General features: G+C 72.3%; 14 protein-coding genes and 1 riboswitch. Of the genes, 8 read left to right on the top strand and 6 right to left on the bottom strand.

The features are described from left to right. Positions 1 to 71: 71 nt before the first annotated feature. The 4 genes from AC27LF_RS23345 (at position 72) to AC27LF_RS23330 (ending at position 3,345) form a co-directional block, all read left to right on the top strand. Positions 72 to 509, top strand: coding sequence for an ester cyclase (locus AC27LF_RS23345; RefSeq protein WP_479658056.1), 438 nt, complete (start codon positions 72 to 74; stop codon positions 507 to 509). Between the two features lie 205 nt (positions 510 to 714). Then, positions 715 to 1,314, top strand: coding sequence for a PadR family transcriptional regulator (locus AC27LF_RS23340; RefSeq protein WP_479658057.1), 600 nt, complete (start codon positions 715 to 717; stop codon positions 1,312 to 1,314). Positions 1,315 to 1,513: 199 nt separating this feature from the next. After that, a complete protein-coding gene (locus AC27LF_RS23335; protein WP_479658058.1) occupies positions 1,514 to 2,494 on the top strand; it encodes an ATP-binding cassette domain-containing protein in 981 nt (326 codons plus the stop codon). Then, a complete protein-coding gene (locus tag AC27LF_RS23330; RefSeq protein ID WP_479658059.1) occupies positions 2,491 to 3,345 on the top strand; it encodes an ABC transporter permease in 855 nt (284 codons plus the stop codon). The genes AC27LF_RS23335 and AC27LF_RS23330 overlap by 4 nt, the downstream gene beginning before the upstream one ends. Positions 3,346 to 3,510: 165 nt before the next feature. Here AC27LF_RS23330 and AC27LF_RS23325 read toward each other — a convergent pair whose 3' ends face one another. Next, the gene (locus AC27LF_RS23325; RefSeq protein WP_479658060.1) at positions 3,511 to 4,926 is read right to left on the bottom strand and encodes a lipase family protein; all 1,416 of its coding nucleotides are present in this window, start codon (positions 4,924 to 4,926) and stop codon (positions 3,511 to 3,513) included. Between the two features lie 831 nt (positions 4,927 to 5,757). Here AC27LF_RS23325 and AC27LF_RS23320 point away from each other — a divergent pair. From AC27LF_RS23320 to AC27LF_RS23305, 4 genes are all read left to right on the top strand, one after another. After that, positions 5,758 to 7,833, top strand: coding sequence for a hypothetical protein (locus AC27LF_RS23320; protein WP_479658061.1), 2,076 nt, complete (start codon positions 5,758 to 5,760; stop codon positions 7,831 to 7,833). Further along, positions 7,830 to 10,211, top strand: coding sequence for a WD40 repeat domain-containing protein (locus tag AC27LF_RS23315; RefSeq protein ID WP_479658062.1), 2,382 nt, complete (start codon positions 7,830 to 7,832; stop codon positions 10,209 to 10,211). Before AC27LF_RS23320 ends, AC27LF_RS23315 begins: the two co-directional genes overlap by 4 nt. Further along, entirely contained in the window at positions 10,211 to 11,089 is an 879-nt protein-coding gene (locus AC27LF_RS23310; protein WP_479658063.1) for a serine peptidase, read from the top strand. Before AC27LF_RS23315 ends, AC27LF_RS23310 begins: the two co-directional genes overlap by 1 nt. 115 nt (positions 11,090 to 11,204) lie before the next feature. Continuing rightward, positions 11,205 to 11,846 (top strand): superoxide dismutase, encoded by a 642-nt coding sequence (locus AC27LF_RS23305; protein ID WP_479658064.1) that lies wholly within the window; start codon positions 11,205 to 11,207, stop codon positions 11,844 to 11,846. Positions 11,847 to 12,098: 252 nt separating this feature from the next. On the opposite strand, the gene metE is transcribed toward AC27LF_RS23305, so the two are convergent. From metE to AC27LF_RS23280, 5 genes are all read right to left on the bottom strand, one after another. Continuing rightward, positions 12,099 to 14,417, bottom strand: coding sequence for a 5-methyltetrahydropteroyltriglutamate--homocysteine S-methyltransferase (gene metE / locus AC27LF_RS23300; protein WP_479658065.1), 2,319 nt, complete (start codon positions 14,415 to 14,417; stop codon positions 12,099 to 12,101). 171 nt (positions 14,418 to 14,588) lie between these two features. Next, a riboswitch (cobalamin riboswitch) is annotated at positions 14,589 to 14,780 on the bottom strand. A gap of 178 nt (positions 14,781 to 14,958) precedes the next feature. Further along, positions 14,959 to 15,633, bottom strand: a complete 675-nt coding sequence (locus AC27LF_RS23295) for a response regulator (RefSeq protein ID WP_479658066.1) — start codon at positions 15,631 to 15,633, stop codon at positions 14,959 to 14,961. Then, positions 15,630 to 16,907, bottom strand: a complete 1,278-nt coding sequence (locus AC27LF_RS23290; RefSeq protein ID WP_479658067.1) for a sensor histidine kinase — start codon at positions 16,905 to 16,907, stop codon at positions 15,630 to 15,632. The genes AC27LF_RS23295 and AC27LF_RS23290 overlap by 4 nt, the downstream gene beginning before the upstream one ends. A gap of 26 nt (positions 16,908 to 16,933) precedes the next feature. Then, positions 16,934 to 17,773: an ABC-2 transporter permease gene (locus tag AC27LF_RS23285; RefSeq protein ID WP_479658068.1), complete on the bottom strand. Its 840-nt coding sequence runs from the start codon at positions 17,771 to 17,773 to the stop codon at positions 16,934 to 16,936. Further along, the gene (locus AC27LF_RS23280; RefSeq protein ID WP_479658069.1) at positions 17,770 to 18,708 is read right to left on the bottom strand and encodes an ATP-binding cassette domain-containing protein; all 939 of its coding nucleotides are present in this window, start codon (positions 18,706 to 18,708) and stop codon (positions 17,770 to 17,772) included. The genes AC27LF_RS23285 and AC27LF_RS23280 overlap by 4 nt, the downstream gene beginning before the upstream one ends. Positions 18,709 to 18,712 lie beyond the last annotated feature (4 nt).

Below are 18,712 nucleotides of genomic sequence, written 5' to 3'. Positions count from 1 at the left end.
TGCAGCCGTTCTCATGCGGGTCGGGGGCAGTCTGGCGGGACATCGTCCGCCGCTAGACCTGAGGAATCGCCATGTCATTGGCCGAGCGCAAGGCGCTGTGTCTGGAGATGGTCGCCGCCTGGAACCGCTGGGACCTGAGCGGGATCATCAAGCACTGGTCGCCGGACATCGTGCACTACTCCGAGGACACCGAGGTGAGTTCCGCCGACATGATCAAACTCATGGAGGCCGGGCTGAAGGCGTTCCCCGATCTCCAGCTCGAAGTGAAGAGCATCATGGCCGAGGAGGACCGGGTCACCCTGCGCATCACGGTGACCGCCACCCATCAGAACGAGTTCATGGGCGTGAAACCGACCGGAAAACCCGTCAGCTGGCACCTGGTCGAGGAACTGCGCTTCGCCGACGCCAAGGTCGTCGAGCACTGGGACGTCATCAACATGCGCCCCCTGCTCGTCCAGTTGGGCAAGCTGCCGGACGTGCCGAAGGTGGAGCTGGAAGCAAGCTCCTGACCTGCCCGGACGGCCGGCGGCCGGGGTAGCGGTCCGCCGGCGGAGCCCGGGGGTGCGGCGGTGCCCCGCACCCCCGGGCCGGGGTGTCCGTGTGCCGGATCGGCCCGCGTCCGGCACCCCCGCCGCGCCCCGCGCCGCTCACTATGCTGATGCGCGGGCGGGCGGCGGGCAGCCGGATCTCCGCACCGGAGAGAACGAGGTGACGATGACGGCGACGAGGCTCTTGGTCCTCGGGGTGGTACGCGGCTTCGGCAGGGCGCATGGCTACCGGGTCCGGGCCGAGCTGCTGTCCTGGGGGATCGACGACTGGGCCAACGTCAAACCCGGTTCGATCTACCACGCCCTGCGGCAGCTGGCGAAGAGCGGCCTGCTGGAGGCCACCGAGATCGAGGACTGGCCGGGACGGGTGGACTACAGCGTGACCCCCGAGGGGGAGGAAGAGTTCTTCCGGCTGCTGGTCGAGGCCCTGGAACGGCCCGAGCACCGTGACGACATGCTCAGCGCCGGCCTCGCCCTGATGCCCGCGCTCACCCGAGACCGCGCCGTCGCCGCGCTCTCCGCCCGGCTGGCCGTCCTGGAGAGGCAGGGCGCGGTGCTGCGCAAGGACCCCGAGGCGGCCGAGGCCGGGAAGCCGCCACCGCATCTGGCCGAGCTGTGGACGATGCGGACGCGGTACGTCGACCTGGGCGTGGAGTGGACCCGTGAGCTGCTGGAACGGGTGAAGTCCGGGGAGTACGAGATGGCGGGGGAGCGCGGGGACGCCTTCGGGATGCCGGGAGCCTGGCGGTCTCCCGTCGAGCCGTAGCCGAACGGACGGGCCTTCGCGAACCTGACTAATCAAACTTGCATAGTGGGTCGTCCGTGCCCTAGTTTGAAGCAGTGGTCAAGTTTGAATACTGACCCGGAGTGCCGTTCTTTCCCTCCCGCTCGTCCTCGGGGCTCTCCCGGTACGCCGGTCATGGCGCACCGCCCCTCACGGCGCATCAGGACCAAGGAGTCACAGATTGAGTTCGCCATCCACTCTTGCCATCGAGACGTCGGGCCTCGTCAAAGTCTTCGGTGAGAAGCGTGCCGTCGACGGCGTCGACCTGGTCATCCCCCAGGGCGTCGTGTACGGCGTGCTGGGGCCCAACGGAGCGGGCAAGACGACGACGATCCGGATGCTGTCCACCCTGCTGACCCCCGACGGCGGAACCGCCCGGGTCCTCGGGCACGACGTGGTCAGGGAAGCCGAGGCGGTCCGCAGCCGGGTGAGTCTCACCGGCCAGTTCGCCTCGATCGACGAAGACCTCACCGCCACCGAGAACCTGACCCTGCTCGCCAGGCTGCTGGGCTTTTCCCGCGCCCAGGCGGCGGACCGGGCCGAGGAACTGCTCGCGGCGTTCGACCTCACGGAGGCCGCCGGACGGCAGTCCAAGACCTTCTCCGGTGGTATGCGCCGCCGGCTCGACATCGCCGCCAGCCTCGTCATCACCCCCGACCTGCTCTTCCTGGACGAGCCGACCACCGGACTCGACCCGCGCAGCCGCAACCAGGTGTGGGACAGCGTGCGGGCCATGGTGGCCCTGGGCACCACGATCCTGCTCACCACGCAGTATCTGGACGAGGCCGACCAACTGGCCGACCGGATCGCCGTCATCGACCACGGCCGGGTCATCGCCGAGGGCACCACGGGCGAGCTGAAGTCGTCGGTCGGCACCGGAGCCCTGCACGTACGGCTCGTCAACGCCGAACAGCGCCCCGACGCCGCCCAGTTGCTCACCCGGGCCCTTGCCGCACCGGTCTTCCAGGAGTCCGACCCGTTCTCCCTGTCCGTGCGGACCGACGACCAGGAGAGGGTGGCCCGAGCCCTGGCCGAGCTGGCCCGCTCGGAGATCGCCGTCTCGGACTTCGCCTTCGGCCGGCCCAGCCTCGACGAGGTCTTCCTCGCCCTGACCGGCCACCCCGCGGAAGCCGACACCACCGACCAGGAGGACGCGGCATGACCCTCACATCCGAGACGACGGCCACCGCGGGCGTGCCCGCCGACGCCCTGCGCAAGGCCCTCACCAGTCAGATCCGGCCCTCCCGCCCCAACCCGCTGACCGCCGTGCGGGTCTCGGCCTGGCGGACGATGCGCAAGATGAAGCACTACGGCGTGGCCGTGCTGTTCGACGTCACGCTGATGCCCATCGTCTTCCTGCTGACCTTCACCTATCTCTTCGGCGGCGCGTTCGCCGGGTCGACCAAGGAATACCTCCAGTACTTCCTGCCGGGCGTCCTCGTGCAGACCGTCGTGATGCCGACGGTCTACACCGGTACCGCGCTCAACATGGACATCACCCGGGGCATCTACGACCGCTTCCGCACCCTGCCGTTCTGGCAGCCGGCCACCATCGTGGGCAGCCTGCTCGGCGACATCGTCCGCTATGTGCTGGCGCTGTGCACCACGATGGCCGTCGGCCTGGCACTCGGCTTCCGTCCCGACGGCGGCGTGGGCGGCGTGCTGGCCGCGATGCTCCTGCTGCTGGTCTTCGCGGTGAGCGTCAGCTGGATCTTCGCCGCCCTGGGCGTGGTGGCCAAGGCGCCCGAGACGGTGTCCGGCACCAGCATGCTCGTCATGTTCCCCCTGGTCTTCACGAGCAACATCTTCGTGGAGCCCGAGACGATGCCCGGCTGGATGGAGGCGATCGTCAAGGTCAACCCGGTCAGCAACGCGGCCACCGCCGTACGCGGTCTGATCCACGGCGAAGCGAACGGCTCCGACATCGGCTGGGTCCTGCTGGCCTGCGCAGTGATCACGGTCATCTTCGCCCCGCTGACGATGTACCTCTACCGAGCCAAGAGCCGCACCTGATCCACCCCCCGAACGGAGCCACGGCAGCCGGAGCTTCGGTTGTCTCCCCCGTCGGCCGGCCCCGAGCTGCCGTGGCTCCTCCCAGCACAACCGCGAGAGCCACGTGGGAAGTCCGGGCGCTGTCGTCACGCACGCCGAGTCGTCCGGCCACGGTGGTCGTCGGGGTCAGGGCTGGCGGGGCAGGGTCGCGCAGTTGGGGGTGGCGGGGGTGCCGGAGAGGCGCTGGGTGAGCCAGGTGATGGCCGCGGTCTGGTCGGTCAGCAGGGGGACGAGGTGGTTGGTGAGGAGTTTGTCGCCCAGGTTGGGCAGGACGATCGCCTTGTAGGTGACGTCGGCTCCCTTGGCGCACCAGTCGAGGGCGAGCCGGCGGGCCTGGGCGTGCGGAACGATGTCGTCCTGGACGCCGGTCGCCAGGCGTACGGGGCCGGCCGGCGTCAGGGTGCCGATGCGCTGCGCGTCGAGGGTGGCGCGCAGCAGGGGCTCACTGTCGACCACCTCGCTCAGCGACTGCCCGTCGCGGGTCCAGGCCGTGCTCTTCGTGAAGGCGTAGCCGAGGATGGCGTCCCCGACGCACATGGTCGACAGGTCGTGCAGCGTGTTCTTTCCCGCGGTGTTGAGGTGCCGGTCGGCTACGGCCCGGAGCGCGGGGTCGCTCTGCACGAAGCCGTTGACCGACCAGCCCAGAGCGCCCGCCAGGGCACTGCCGTCGATGCCCTTGACCACCGCGGCCAGGTCCGCGGGCGGGGCGCCCGCGTAGGTGCCGGCCAGGGTGATGTCGGGGGCGTAGTCGGGCTGGAGCTCCGCGGCCGCCGCGCCGGCTCCGCCGCCCTGGCTGTAGCCGTACAGACCGGTGGGCGAGGCCGAACTGACCGACGCGCCCGGCAGGTTGCGGGCGGCACGCACGGCGTCGAGCAGGGCGTGTGCGGCGTCGAGGCGGTTGACGTACGTGTGGAGCCGGTCGGTCGCGCCGAGTCCGACGTAGTCGGTGACGACGACCGCCACTCCGGCGGACAGCAGCCGGTAGACGGCCAGGTCCTCGTATCCGACCGACACCGTACGGCCGTTGAAGACGATCGGGTGTTCGAGGCCGAGGGAGGCCGCGCACTGGTCGCCCTGGCCCATGGTGCCCGGTGCGAGGGCCACCAGCGGGCGAGGGCCGCCGTGCTTCCAGGCCGCCGAGGGTTCGAGGTAGGCGCCGGTCACGGCGACCGGCCGGCCCGACGCGTCGGTGGACTTGTACATGAGGCGGGTCGCGGTGCCGGGCAGGGGCTTCCCGTCGAGGCCGGGCAGGCTCAGCGCCAGGGGGAGGGGAGCGGTGCGGACGAGGGCGCCGTTGGCCGTGGGCAGGGAGTCGGGCGGGGTGTAGAAGGCCGGAATGGTGACGCCCCGCGAGACGACCTCGCTCTGGGGCGCGGCCGTGGCGGGGGCGACGCCCGGGACGCCCAGGCACACAAGTGCGGCCAGGGACACGGCGAGGCGGCGACCGCGTGGCGGGGCGGCGGGGGAGACGTTGCCATGTGGCGCGGCCGGTGCGGCGCCGGGCTCGGCATGGGGGTCGGGGCGGGGTTCTGGTCGGTTCATGCGGCTCTCACTCTCTGCTGTGTCAAGCTCCTTGCGGGGTAGGCGCGCTGACGCACCGTCTGTCGGCTTCTTGTGCCGGGACGTCGTGCGCTGGGCCTTCACGCGCCGGCCTTGCGGGGCGCGGATGAGGGTGCTGTGGAGGGGGGCGTCCCCGGCCGGTGACGACGGGCTTCTCGAACGGGTCGCCGGGCACGCGGTACGCCGGGCATGCGGTACGCCGAACTGAAGTGCATCGCGCCTTAGTTACTGGCGAGTCAGTTCGGGAGCATAGAGCCGCGTGTCACCGAGTAACAAGGTGTCTGCATGTCGTTTCCCGGATGTCCCGCCAGCCTGCGCCCGGGCGGCGAGACGGAACGGAGAGCCGCCTCCGCCCGCCGCTCGGCACCGTCCCGCGCGCGGCACTCCGCACGGCAGCCGAGGGGCTTCCCCGCTGACCCGGGCCGCCGTGACCATGATCGAGGTCCAGCAGCCGGCCGCCCACAGCGGGCCGGCGAGCGCCGCGAGGCATGCCGACCGCCGGGCACGGCGGGCAAGGACCCCTACGACCGGGGCGCCCGGGCGGATCGCCGGTCAGGTACGACCGGGTCGCCCGGCCGGATCGCCGGTCGGGACCCCGGCGAGCACCGCGACATCACCCCGGTGCGGTCCGGGCACCTACTGGTGCCCCTCACCGCGCGGACTCGGCGCGCGGGACGACCACCGGAGACCTTCTGCCCGGTCGTTCGGGTCGGCGTATCCGATTGCGATGGCGGCCCTTCAGGTTCGACCATGGTGGCAAGTGCCGGGGCACAGACGGTGTTTCGCGCTCGCAAGGGGACGGGTCGGGCGGGGATGGACGACGACGGCGGCGGCCGTGGCGGTGCCACGGGCAGGAGAGTGCTGGCCCTGGGTGTCGCGGTGAAGGCGCGGCAGGAGGAGGGGCCGCCGCCGCTGGACGCGCTGGACCCCCTCGTCGAGGCCCCGCGGCACGCCGCGTCCGTGTCCGAGGTCGTGCGCGCGTTCGGCTACGTCGAGTGCCGTACCGCGAGCTCCGAGACGGACCTCGCCGAGGAGGTGCGCCGGGCGCTGAGGAGCCGGACCCAGGTGCTGATCGTTCATCTCGTCGGCCACGGCCGACTGGCCGACACCGGGGAGCGGGGTCTGCACCTGGTGGGTGCGGACGGCGGCAATCTGGACGACCCCGTCTCCTCATGGATCAGCCTGATCGAGTCCCACCCGGACAAGGAGCGGCCGCTGACCCTGTTCATCCTGGACCTGTGTCATGCCGGGGCCGCCGCGGCGCTGCCCTGGCACCAGGACATGCCGACCGACCGGCGCCGCGCCTGGGTCATCGCCGCGACCGGCTCCCAAGGCAAGGCGTTCGACTACCGGTTGAGCAGGGCCACGCGCACCGTGCTGCGCAACTACCTCGACGGCACATTGCGGGTGGACCGGTCCTGGGAGTACATCCCGCTGCCCACGGTGGGGTTCGAGATCGCCCGCGAGGTGGCGAGTCTCAGCGAGCGGGAAGGGTTCACCCAGCAGGTCGACGTCAGCCGCATTCCCTTCATCGAACGCCTTGAGCTGCCGTTCTTCCCCAATCCGCGCTACGACAGCCATGCGTCCAGCGTGTTGTCCGAGGTCGATACCGGCATCGCCGCCCTCGTGGACGAGGCGTTCGACGCACGGCACTTCATGCTGCGGGGCGCCGGCGGCGAACCGCTGGGCCGCGGCCTGGGGCGTGGCTACTTCCACGGCCGGGAACGGGAGGTCCGCGGGCTCACCGACTGGTTCAACGGCGAGGGCGTCGGCTTCCGGGCCGTCACCGGCAAACCCGGCGTGGGGAAATCGGCCCTGCTCGGGGTCCTGGTGTGCGCCGCCCATCCCCGACTGCGCGCACCCGCACGGCATCTGTGGTCCCATCTGCCGGCCAAGCCGGCGTGCCACGACCGGCTCGCCGTGGTCCACGCCCGGCGCCGCGATCTCGAACAGGTCGCCGACTCCCTCGCGCGTCAGATGGGCGCGAGCGACGACGACCGGCCGGCAGACGGCTGGGACGCGGAGCGCCTGATCGAACTCGCCGGCCCCGGAGGGTACACGCTGGTGATCGATGCGCTCGACGAAGCCGAACGCCCCGGCGACATCACCCAGGCACTGCTGTTACCGCTGGCCCGCGCCGCCCTCGCCGGTGGTGCCGGGATACGGCTGCTGATCGGCACCCGCGGTGAGCCGCCGTTCACCGGGCTGCTGCGACTCGCGCGGGAGGCCGACGGGCTCACCGACCTCGACCACGCCCAACCCGTCGAGATGTACGACGCGTTGCGGCAGTACGTCGGTGAACTGCTCGCCGACGACACCCCCTACGCGGCACGCGCCACCGTGAGGGCCGCAGCCGAACTGGCCGCGGGCATCGCACAATGCCTGACCGGCACCGGCACCGACACCGGCACCGGCGAACCGGCCGGAAACGACGCCCCGCCGGACGCGTCGAAGCCCCTGGGCTGGGGCGAGTTCCTGGTCGCGGGGCTCTATCTGCACCACGTCCTGTCCCTGCCCACCGAGTCGGACCCCGTCCGGGCCAGGGAACTCGGCCTGGCCGTACCCCGGGACCTGACTGATCTCCTGGAACTCGACCTCGCCCGCCGTACCGACCGGGGCGACCTGCGCGCCGTGCTGGCGGCTCTGGCCCACGCCGAGGGCTCCGGGATGCCCGAGCGGATCATCGCCCACGTCGCCGCCGAGTTCACCTCCGGCACCGCGCCGCTGCCCGTGCACCGCGTCCAACAGGCCCTGGAACAGGCCCGCTTCTACCTGCGCCGGGACATCGACATCGACGGCACCACCTTGTACCGGCTCTTCCACGAAGGTCTCGCCGAACGCCTGCGGGCCGACCCGTACGGTCATGAGGAACGGGGGCACAGCGCATGAGCACGGCCCCGCACACCGCGCCGTTCGCCCAGAACGTCTACGAACGGCTGCTCGGCTCGCTGCCCCGCACGGAGAACGAACGTCCCGCCTGGCATGTCGCCGACCCCTACCTGCTGCGCCACACCATCCAGCACGCCGCCGGCGCAGGACGGGTGGACGAACTCCTTCAGGACCCGGACTTCCTGGTGCACGCCAACCCCGAGACGGTGACCATGGCGCTGCGCCGGGCGACCCACCCCCGCGCACGCCTCGCGGCCGCCGTCTACCGTGCCTCGTACGGCGTCCACCGGGACCTCGGCGCCGACCGGCGGCGCCAGATCCTCGCCCTCGACGCCGCCCGGTTCAAGGCCACGGAGCTGAGCCGGGACCTCGCCTCGGGGACCGGCTGGAGCCCCCTGTGGGCGACCGGAACCCAGGTGTCGACCGCGCTCGTCGCCACGATGCCCAGCCATGCCGCCAGGGTGACCGCGGTGGCGACGGCGGTGGTCGACGGCCGGCCCGTCGCCGTCACCGTCCTCGCCGGCCCCGAGCGCGCGGTGCGGGTGTGGGATCTGCTCACCGGCCACGCCACCCATACCTTCGCCGGCCACACGGGCGGGGCGGACGCGGTGGCGACGGCGGTGGTGGACGGCCGGCCGGTGGTGGTCACCGGTGGTGAGGACGGCACGGTATGGGTCTGGGACCTGACCGCCGGTCATGCCCTGCATGCCTTCACCCACGGCGACGACGGGGTGGGCGGTGTGGCGACGGCGGTGGTGGAGGACCACACCGTGGCCGTCACCGTGGGCCGCGACGGCGTGGTGCGGGTGTGGGACCTCACCACAGGCCGCGCCACCCATACCCTCACCGGCCACACCCGCCGGGTGGATGCCGTGGCGACGGCGGTGGTGGACGGCCGGCCCGTGGTCGTCACCGGTGGTGAGGACGGCACGGTGCGGGTGTGGGACCTGACCACCGGGCAGGCCCTGCACACGCTCACCCATGGCAGCACGGGGGTGGACGGGGCGGCGACGGCGGTGGTGGAGGGCCGGCCCGTCGCGGTCACCGTCGGCCGTGACCGCGAGGTGCGGGTGTGGGATCTCACCACCGGCCGCGCCGGCCGCGATCTCCTCGGCCACACCGGGTGGGTGAGCGGTGTGGCGACCGCGGTGGCGGAGGACCGGCCCGTCGCCGTCACCGTGGGCCGCGACGGCGAGGTGCGGGTGTGGGACCTCACCACAGGCCGCGCCACCCACACCCTCACCGGCCACACGGGCGGCGTGAACACGGTGGCCACGGCGGTGGTGGACGGCCGGCCGGTGGTGGTCACCGGTGGTGAGGACGGCACGGTACGGGTGTGGGACCTGAGCGGCAGCCGCGACGGGCACGACGGCACCGTCGAGTTCTCCGGCCACACCGGATGGGTGACCGCGGTGGCTACGGCGGTGGTGGACGGCCGGCCGGTGGTGGTCACCGGTGGTGAGGACGGCACGGTACGGGTCTGGGACCTGGCCACCGGCCGCAACCTGCACAGCCTCCTCGGCCATACGGGCAGGGTGATGTCGGTGGCGACGGCCGTGCTGGACGGCCGGGGCGTCGCCGTCACCGTGGGCCGCGACGGCGAGGTGCGGGTGTGGGACCTGTCCACAGGCCGTGCCACCGGCCGGTTGCGCGAACAGCGGGACAGGGCCGAAGACAGGGCGGGCGGTGTGGCGACGGCGGTGGTGGCGGGCCGGCCCGTCGCACTGACGACCACCTCCCGCGGCGCAGTGCGGGTGTGGGACCTGACCACGGGCCGTGTCATCCGCCGGCAGCACGGACACGATTACGGGGCGGACGAGGTGGCCGCGACGGTGCTGGACGGCCGGCCCGTCGCCGTCACCGTCGGCACCGACTACGCCCGCTCCGGCCGGCTCCGGCGCACGCTCGGGGTGTGGGACCTGACGGCATCCGACCGTGACCTCTATCGCCCGGTGACGGGGCATCGCCCCCACGACCTCCCCGGCCTCGACACGGTGGACGCGATGGCGACGGCGGTGGTGGCGGGCCGGCCCGTCGCCGTCATCGCCGGCACCGAACTCGGCGGCTTCGGCGACCGGGAGCCCACGGTGCGGGTATGGGACCTGACCACCGGCCGGGACCTGCACGGCCTCCACGGTCACACAGGCAGGGTGACGTCCGTAGCCACGGCGGTGCTGGACGGACGGCCCGTCGCCGTCACCGCCGGGCGCGACCGCGAGGTGCGGGTGTGGGACCTGACCGGCCGGACGTGCCTGACCACCGTGGGCCTCCCGCACGCCGCACAGTGCGCGGAGATCACCGCGGAGGGCACCGTCGTACTCGGCATGGGCAGCGAAGCCGTCGTCCTCACTCTGGAGCCGACCTTCAGGAGATGGTGATGAGCCACACCAGCGACGATCCCCTGGCCGTGGTGGCCGTGCACGGCGTCGGGTACCACGAGGCCCGCGTCCCCGCCGAGCACGTACGCGCGCGGCACATCCGGAACTGGACGCGCCACCTCGCCGACGGGTTGCGCGTAGACACCGGCCGTCTGTCGCTCGACTTCGCCTACTACGCGCCCTTCCTGCACGCCGGCCGCACCGTACAAGGACCCGAAGACACCGAGGAGTTGGACGAACCGGTGGCCAGGGAACTGCTGGCGTCCTGGCTCGTCGAACTGGGGGCGCCCCGGCCCGTGGCACAAGGAGCACTGACGATGCCGCTGCGGTACGCCGCGTCCTGGGTGGCACAGAAGTTCAGCCTGGACGGTCGGCTGACCCGGCTGTTCATCCGCGTCTTCTTCCGTGAGGTGGCCGCCTATACGGCCCGTGCCGACTCCCCGGCCCGTACGGCGGCACGCGAGGAGGTCGCCGCGTGCATCGCCCGCCACCGTCCCCGGGTCGTCATCGCCCACTCCCTGGGCACCGTCGTGGCGTACGAGGCCCTGCACGCCCACCCCGAACCGGCGGTGGAGCTGTTCGTGACGATGGGGTCACCGCTCGCCCTGCCGCACGGCGTCTTCGACCGTCTCGTCCCGGGCCCCACCGGTGCCCCGCCCGCCCGTCGTGGAGCCCGCCCGGCCGGTGTCGCACGGTGGGTGAACATCGCCGACCCCGGAGACCCCGTGGCCATCCCGCCGCGGCTGTCCCGGGCCTTCACCGGCATCAGCGACGACCTCACTGATCCCATCCATTGGGCCTTCGGCTTCCACCATGCCAAGAACTACCTGTCCGGCAAGGCCACGGCCGCCACGCTGGCCCCGTACCTGAGGCCCTGACCGCGCCGACCGACACGGCACCGAGTCCTAGGTCCCACGCCTGATCGCCCCGCGCACTTCTTGCTGCTAGCGTGCAGTTGCACATCGTTCGCAATTATCACGGAGGACGTTGGACATGCCGGTCTACACGCTCCCGGAGCTTCCGTACGACTACGCGGCGCTCGCTCCGGTCATCAGCCCCGAGATCATCGAGCTGCACCACGACAAGCACCACGCCGCCTATGTGAAGGGCGCCAACGACACCCTGGAACAGCTCGCCGAGGCCCGGGACAAGGAGTCGTGGGGCTCGATCAACGGCCTGGAGAAGAACCTGGCCTTCCATCTCTCCGGGCACATCCTGCACTCCATCTACTGGCACAACATGACCGGCGACGGCGGCGGCGAACCGCTGGAGAAGGACGGCGTCGGCGAACTCGCGGACGCCATCGCCCAGTCGTTCGGCTCGTTCCAGAACTTCAAGGCCCAGCTGTCCAAGGCGTCCGCCACGACGCAGGGCTCCGGCTGGGGCGTCCTCGCCTACGAGCCGCTGAGCGACCGGCTGATCGTCGAGCAGGTCTACGACCACCAGGGCAACGTCGGCCAGGGCGCCACCCCCGTCCTGGTCTTCGACGCCTGGGAGCACGCCTTCTATCTCCAGTACAAGAACCAGAAGGTCGACTTCATCGAGGCCATGTGGAAGGTCGTCAACTGGCAGGACGTGGCCAGTCGTTACGCCGCCGCCAAGGAACGCGGCAACGGCCTGCTGCTCGCACCGTGACGCCGTAACCGCGTCCGCCGCACGGACGCCCTGCTCGTGACCGCCTTCTCACCGCTCACCCCCAAGGGGCGCGGGGAACCGCGCGACCGGCCACACCACACCCGCGCCCGCCCGACCGGCGGGCACACCCCGACGGAAAGCTCCCGCGAGGCGAATGCCCGCGGGAGCTTTCCCCTTCCGCCACGGACCCGGCGGTCCGCCGTCCGCCGACCGCCGTCCGCCGACCGCCGTCCGCCGTCCGCCGTCCGACGGTCAGTCCGAGGACAGTTCCGCGCGCACCTCCCGGGCCGCGGCGACCAGGTTCTCCAAGGAGGCCCGGACCTCCGGCCAGCCGCGGGTCTTCAGACCGCAGTCGGGGTTGACCCACAGGCGTTCCACCGGGATGGCCCGCAGGCCGGTGCGCAGCAGATCGGCCGCCTCCCGCGTGCTCGGCACCCGCGGGGAGTGGATGTCGTACACGCCCGGTCCGGCCTCGCGCGGATAGCCGTGCGCCGCCAGTTCCCGGGCGACCTGCATGCGGGAGCGGGCCGCCTCCAGGCTGATGACATCGGCGTCGAGGTCATCGATGGCCTGGACGACATCGCCGAACTCGGCGTAGCACATGTGCGTATGGATCTGGGTGGCCGGCCGCACTCCGGCGGTCGCCAGGCGGAACGCCTCCGTGGCCCAGGCCAGATAGTCCGGGCGGTCGGCGGCACGCAGCGGCAGCGTCTCCCGCAGCGCGGGCTCGTCCACCTGGATCACCGAAGTGCCCGCCGCCTCCAGGTCGTCGACCTCGTCGCGCAGGGCCAGGGCGACCTGCCGGGCGGTCTCGGACAGGGGCTGGTCGTCGCGCACGAAGGACCAGGCGAGCATGGTGACGGGACCGGTGAGCATGCCCTTGACCGGGCGTGCGGTGAGCGACTGGGCGTACGTCGTCCAGCGCACCGTCATCGGCTCGGGCCGCGAGACGTCGCCGGCCAGGATCGGCGGGCGCACATAGCGGGTGCCGTACGACTGGACCCAGCCGTGCCGTGTCGCCAGATACCCGCTGAGCTGTTCCGCGAAGTACTGGACCATGTCGTTGCGTTCCGGCTCGCCGTGCACCAGGACGTCGATGCCGGTCTTCTCCTGGAACGCGATCACCTCCCGGATCTCGGCCTCGATGCGCTGCTCGTAGGCCGCCGTGCCGATCTTCCCCGCCCGCAGGGCCGCGCGCGCGGCGCGCTGCTCGCCGGTCTGCGGGAAGGAGCCGATCGTCGTGGTCGGCAGCAACGGCAGCCTGAGATGGGCCCGTTGGGCGGCGACACGTTCGGCGTACGGCTCGCTGCGGCGGGCGTCGGCCGCGGTGACGGCGGCCGTGCGGGCCCGTACGGCCGGATCCCTTGTGAGCGGGGAGGCCGCGCGCAAGGCGAGGCCGGCGCGGTTGGCGGCCAGTTCGGCGGCGATGGTGCCGGGGCCGTGGGCCAGGCCGCGGGCGAGGGTGACGAGTTCGGCGGTCTTCTGCCGGGCGAAGGCCAGCCAGCGGGCGATCTGCGGATCGATGTCCCGTTCGGCGGCGGCGTCCAGCGGTACGTGCAGCAGGGAGCAGGAGGCGGCCACGTCCATGCGGTCGGCGAGGCCGAGGAGCGTGCCCAGGGTGGACAGTGACCTGCCCAGGTCGTTGATCCACACATTGCGGCCGTCGACGATGCCCGCCACGAGCCGCTTGCCCGGCAGGCCCCCGGCCGCCGCGAGGCCGTCGAGGTTCGCCGCCGCTGGACCGGTGAAGTCCAGGGCGAGTCCGTCCACGGGCGCCTTGGCGAGCACGGGCAGGGCCTCGCCGAGCCGGTCGAAGTACGACGCGACCAGGAGCTTGGGACGGTCACCGCGCAGGCCCAGGTCGCGGTAGGCGCGGGCGGCCGCGTTCAGCTCGGCCGGGGTGCGGTCCTGCACCAGGGCGGGTTCGTCCAACTGCACCCACTCGGCGCCAGCCGCGCGCAGCTCGGCGAGAACCCGTGCGTACACCGGCAGCAGCCGGTCGAGGAGCGTGAGCGGCGCGAAGCCGGCCGGGACACCGGGGGCGGGCTTGGCGAGCAGCAGATAGGTGAGGGGACCGAGCAGCACCGGACGAGCGCGGAGACCGAGAGCGAGGGCTTCGCGAAGTTCCCCGACCTGCTTGCCCGCATGGGCTTCGAACACGGTCTCCGGGCCCAACTCCGGGACCAGATAGTGGTAGTTGGTGTCGAACCACTTGGTCATCTCCAGCGGCGCCACGTCCTGCGTGCCGCGCGCCATCGCGAAGTACCCGGCGAGCCCGTCCGCCTCGACCGCGGCGCGATGCCGCTCGGGGATCGCGCCCACCATGACGGTGGTGTCCAGGACATGGTCGTAGTACGAGAAGTCACCGGTCGGGACTTCATGGAGACCGGCGCCGGCCAGCTGCCGCCAGTTGGCGCGGCGGATGCCCGCGGCTGTCCCGCGGAGGGCGTCCGCGGTGACGCGGCCCTCCCAGTAGCCCTCGATCGCCTTCTTCAGTTCCCGGTCCGGGCCCTGACGGGGGTAGCCGTGGACGGTGGCCCGCACCGCCGGGGCCGTGGATGTCGCTGTCACGAAACTCTCCTTCGCGAGCTCTGGACGAGAGCGACCCCGAAGACACCGAGCGAGAGCGCGAAGGGATGGACAGCACGGACGAGCCACGACGTCCGTGCCCGACCGACATGCGCACCGACCCGCCCTCGGGGTCAACGGGATCTCCGCGCACGGCGGTCCGCGCGCGGGCAGTGGCAGGTCTTCGGACTCGCGGGCACGCCTCGTTGTCGTACGAGACACCTACTGGCCGTCGCTTCCCAGGCCCGTCACGTCCGGGCCCAGTGCGTATGACGGCGGTCGTTCCCGCTCACCGCTGCGGGGCAGTCCCGGATTCCCACCGGGTTCCCTCTTGCGACGCGCCTGCCTGGCGGACAGGGCGAACCAGCTGCACCGGCCAGCCTACGTGCCGCCGCCCCGGAGCAGGACATGACTTCCAGCATCCGGACGGTGCGGCGCAATCCCGGACGCGGGCGCGACCGCACCGATGGGCCACCCGGTCAACTGCGCCCGCGCATACGGCGGATGGGCGCCTGCCGGCACCGGCCGGCCGAGCGGTGGGTGTTCAGTCCGCGTTCGGGCGGGCCAATCCGTGGTCGTACGCGAAGATCACCGCCTGCACGCGGTCGCGGGCGCCGATCTTGGCGAGGACGCGGCCGACATGGGTCTTGACGGTGGACTCGGCCACGACGAAGTGCGCGGCGATCTCTCCGTTGGTCCAGCCCCTGCCGATGGCGACCAGGATCTCCCGCTCGCGGCCGGTCAGGGAGTCGAGCCTCGGGTCCGCGGCCCCCGGGCCGCCCGCGCCGTACGCCGGAGGGTGACGGGTGAACTCGTCCAGGAGACGGCGGGTGAGGGCGGGGGCGATGATCGCGTCGCCCGCCGCCACCGCCCGGATCCCGGCGAGGAGTTCATCGGGCCGCGCGTCCTTGAGCAGGAAGCCGCTGGCGCCCGCGCGCAGCGCGGCGTGCACATACTCGTCGAGGTCGAACGTGGTCAGCACCAGGACCCGCGAGCGGTCGCCGGCGGCCACGATGCGGCGGGTGGCCTCGATACCGTCCATGCCGGGCATGCGTACGTCCATGAGCACGACGTCCGGCCGCAGTTCCGCGGCCATGCGAACGGCTTCCGCGCCGTGAGCGGCCTCGCCCAGCACGTCCGTCTCAGGGATGGAATCGAGAAGCATACGGAAGCCGTAGCGCTGGAGTGGTTGGTCGTCCACGATCAGTACGGTGGTCATCGGGCGCCGCCGCGGGGTGTGAGGGCGAGGGTGGCCTCCACCCGCCAGCCGCCGTCGGCGGTCGGCCCCGCGCTGACGCTTCCGTCGTAGAGCGCGGCCCGTTCGCGCATGCCCACCAGACCGTGTCCCTCCTCGTTCGGCCGCCCTGGCCGCACGGCCGGGCCGCTGTCCTCGACCCGGATGCGCAGCCGGTCGTCCTCGACCACGACCGCCAGTCTCACCCGGGCCTCGGACCCGGCGTGCTTGAGGGTGTTCGTGAGGGCTTCCTGCACGATGCGGTAGACCGTCAGCTGGACCCCGCCGTCCAGCGCGTCCACATCGCCCGACGTGCGGTAGACGACGTCGAGACCGGCGCCCCGCACCCCCGCGCACAGCGCTTCGATGTCCGCGATGCCCGGCTGCGGGCTCAGCTCGGGCCGGTGCGCGGAACCGTCCGCCTCCCGCAGCACGCCGAGCACCCGCCGCAGCTCCCCGAGGGCCTGCCGGCCGGTGTCGCCGATGAGCCGCAGCGCCTCCGTGCCGCGCTGCGGCTCCCGGTCACCGGCGTAGGCGCCCGCGTCGGCGAGGGTGATGATGACGGACAGGTTGTGGCCGACGATGTCGTGCATCTCCCGGGCCACCCGCGCCCGCTCGGTCGCCGTCGCGAGCCGGCTGCGCTGGTCGCGCTCGACCTCAAGCCGGGCCGCCCGGTCCCGCAGCCCGGCCAGCTGGGCCCGCCGGATCCGCACCATCAGACCGAGCGCCACGGCGGCCGTCGCCGTGCTCAGCAGCAGGAACAGCGCGTCCCAGACGGACACCGCGACCGACGCCCGTACCGCGACCAGCGCCATCGCCGCCGCCATCACCCCGCAGGCCCACGGCAGGTGCCGGGGCCGCCCGTGCAGGGCCAGGCTGTACACCGCGATGAACAGGGCGACATCGGCGCGCAGCGCGACGTTCAGCGACCACTGCACCGCGAACACCGCCGTGATCACGCCGAAGGCCGCCGCGGGCCTGCGCCGCCGCCACAGCAGCGGCAGCACCAGCCCGGCCTGCAACGCCAGCACGGCCGCCGTGGGCGGATGCGCGAACAACAGCCGCCGCGGCTCGTCCCCGTCCCCGGAGCCCTCGCCCAGCAGGTCAGGCAGGCAGAACATCACGAAGACGACGACCACCACCGCCGTGTCCAGCACCCAGGGCCGGGCGCGGTCGGCGCGGCGCAGCCGCTGGCCGCTCCGGCTGAAGAAGGCGACCAGCGAGCCCGTGCCGAGCACGTCGTCGGTGGTGGTGGTCACGGATGTCACCTGCCCATGGTGCGGGCTCAGACGTCGCTGCGCCGCAGCCGGTACGCCGCTCCCGCCAGCGCGAGCACCGTCCAGCCGAGGAAGACCAGCAGTCCGGCACCGGGGGACAGGACGGTGGAGTCATGGGTCAGGGCGAACAGGGACTGCCCCGCGTTGCTGGGCAGATAGGGGCTGACGTCGTTCTGCCAGGAACTCGGCAGCAGCGAGATCAGACCGGGTACCAGCATCAGCGCGGCGACCAGCACCGAGATGCCGCCGGCCACGGACCGCAGCAGCGCGCCGAGCGCGGCGCCGATCACCCCGACCAGGCCGAGATAGAGGCCGGCGCCCAGCAGACTGCGGACGACACCGGCGTGCGACAGACCCATGGCCGCGGGTGTGCCCGAGACGATGCCGCCGCCGATCAGAAAGGTGACGAACGCGCCGACCGTGCCGGCCACCAGCGCCACCAGCCCGAACACCGCCGCCTTCGACCACAGCACGGGCAGCCGCCGCGGCACCGCCGCCATCGTCGAACGGATCATGCCGGTCGAGTACTCCCCGGCCGTGACCAGCACACCGAGCACACCGAGGGCGAGCTGGGCGAAGTTCGTACCGAACAGGGACAGGCTCACCGCGCTCGCGTCGGCGAAGTCCCCGTCGAGATGGCCGGAGTCGTACCCGGAGCGGTAGCGCTGCGCGGCGATCAGCCCGAAGGCCACCAGGAACAGCAGACCCAGGGCCAGCGTGATCCACGTCGAGCGCAGCGACCACAGCTTGGCCCACTCCGAACGCAGCACCCGCGGCCCGGTCACCCGGTAGGCGGGACGCACACCGAGGCTCCGGGGCGACTCGGCGGTCGCGGCCGGGGCGTTCATGCCGCCCTCCCCAGGGCGTCGGGGCCGGCGGTCGAGCCGTGGTACTCCACGGCATCCCGGGTCAGTTCCATGAACGCCTCCTCCAGCGACACCGTGCGCGCGCTCAGCTCGAACAGCGCGATCCCCTGCTCGGCGGCCCGCAGCCCGATCTCCCGGGCGGTCAGGCCGGTCACCTCAAGTTCCTCGGCACCGATCCGGCCGGTGACCTCGACGCCCGGCCCGGCCAGCACCTCACGCAGCCGCGCCGGGTCCTGCGTCGCCACGTGCACGGTGTCCCCGCCCGCCGCACGGACCAGGTCCCGTACGGTCGTGTCGGCCAGCAGCCGGCCCCGGCCCACGACGATCAGATGGTCCGCCACCAGCGCCACCTCGCTCATCAGGTGCGACGAGACGAACACGGTGCGGCCCTCAGCGGCGAGCGAGGTCAGCAGGGTGCGGATCCACAGCACGCCCTCCGGGTCGAGGCCGTTGACCGGCTCGTCCAGCATCACCGTCTGCGGATCGCCCAGCAGCGCCGCCGCGATGCCGAGCCGCTGGCCCATGCCGAGCGAGAAGGCACCCGCCCGCTTCTTCGCCACGCCGCCGAGTCCGGCGAGGTCGATGACCTCGTCCACCCTGCCGAGCGGGATGCCGTGCGTCAGCGCGAGCGCCTTCAGATGGTTGTACGCCGAGCGGCCCGGGTGGATCGACTTCGCCTCCAGCAGCGCGCCGACCTCCTGGAGCGGTGCGGTGTGCCGGGCGTAGGCGCGGCCGTTCACCGTCACGGAGCCGCCGGTCGGCGCGTCCAGCCCGACGATCATGCGCATCGTGGTCGACTTGCCCGCGCCGTTGGGCCCGAGGAAGCCGGTGACGGTGCCCGGCTTGACGACGAAATCCAGCCGGTCCACGGCCGTCTTCTCGCCGTACCGCTTGGTCAGCTGCTCTGCCTCTATCATGCGC

The sequence above is a fragment of the Streptomyces diversicolor genome (assembly GCF_057537855.1).
This window is presented reverse-complemented; position numbering and strand designations above follow the sequence as displayed.

Coding starts and splice junctions, on each gene's coding strand:
- AC27LF_RS23285 (WP_479658068.1), bottom strand. CDS start 17,773: ATGAACGCCCCGGCCGCGACCGCCGAGTCGCCCCGGAGCCTCGGTGTG.
- AC27LF_RS23325 (WP_479658060.1), bottom strand. CDS start 4,926: ATGAACCGACCAGAACCCCGCCCCGACCCCCATGCCGAGCCCGGCGCC.
- AC27LF_RS23315 (WP_479658062.1), top strand. CDS start 7,830: ATGAGCACGGCCCCGCACACCGCGCCGTTCGCCCAGAACGTCTACGAA.
- AC27LF_RS23345 (WP_479658056.1), top strand. CDS start 72: ATGTCATTGGCCGAGCGCAAGGCGCTGTGTCTGGAGATGGTCGCCGCC.
- AC27LF_RS23305 (WP_479658064.1), top strand. CDS start 11,205: ATGCCGGTCTACACGCTCCCGGAGCTTCCGTACGACTACGCGGCGCTC.
- AC27LF_RS23320 (WP_479658061.1), top strand. CDS start 5,758: ATGGACGACGACGGCGGCGGCCGTGGCGGTGCCACGGGCAGGAGAGTG.
- AC27LF_RS23330 (WP_479658059.1), top strand. CDS start 2,491: ATGACCCTCACATCCGAGACGACGGCCACCGCGGGCGTGCCCGCCGAC.
- AC27LF_RS23340 (WP_479658057.1), top strand. CDS start 715: ATGACGGCGACGAGGCTCTTGGTCCTCGGGGTGGTACGCGGCTTCGGC.
- AC27LF_RS23295 (WP_479658066.1), bottom strand. CDS start 15,633: ATGACCACCGTACTGATCGTGGACGACCAACCACTCCAGCGCTACGGC.
- AC27LF_RS23280 (WP_479658069.1), bottom strand. CDS start 18,708: ATGATAGAGGCAGAGCAGCTGACCAAGCGGTACGGCGAGAAGACGGCC.
- AC27LF_RS23310 (WP_479658063.1), top strand. CDS start 10,211: ATGAGCCACACCAGCGACGATCCCCTGGCCGTGGTGGCCGTGCACGGC.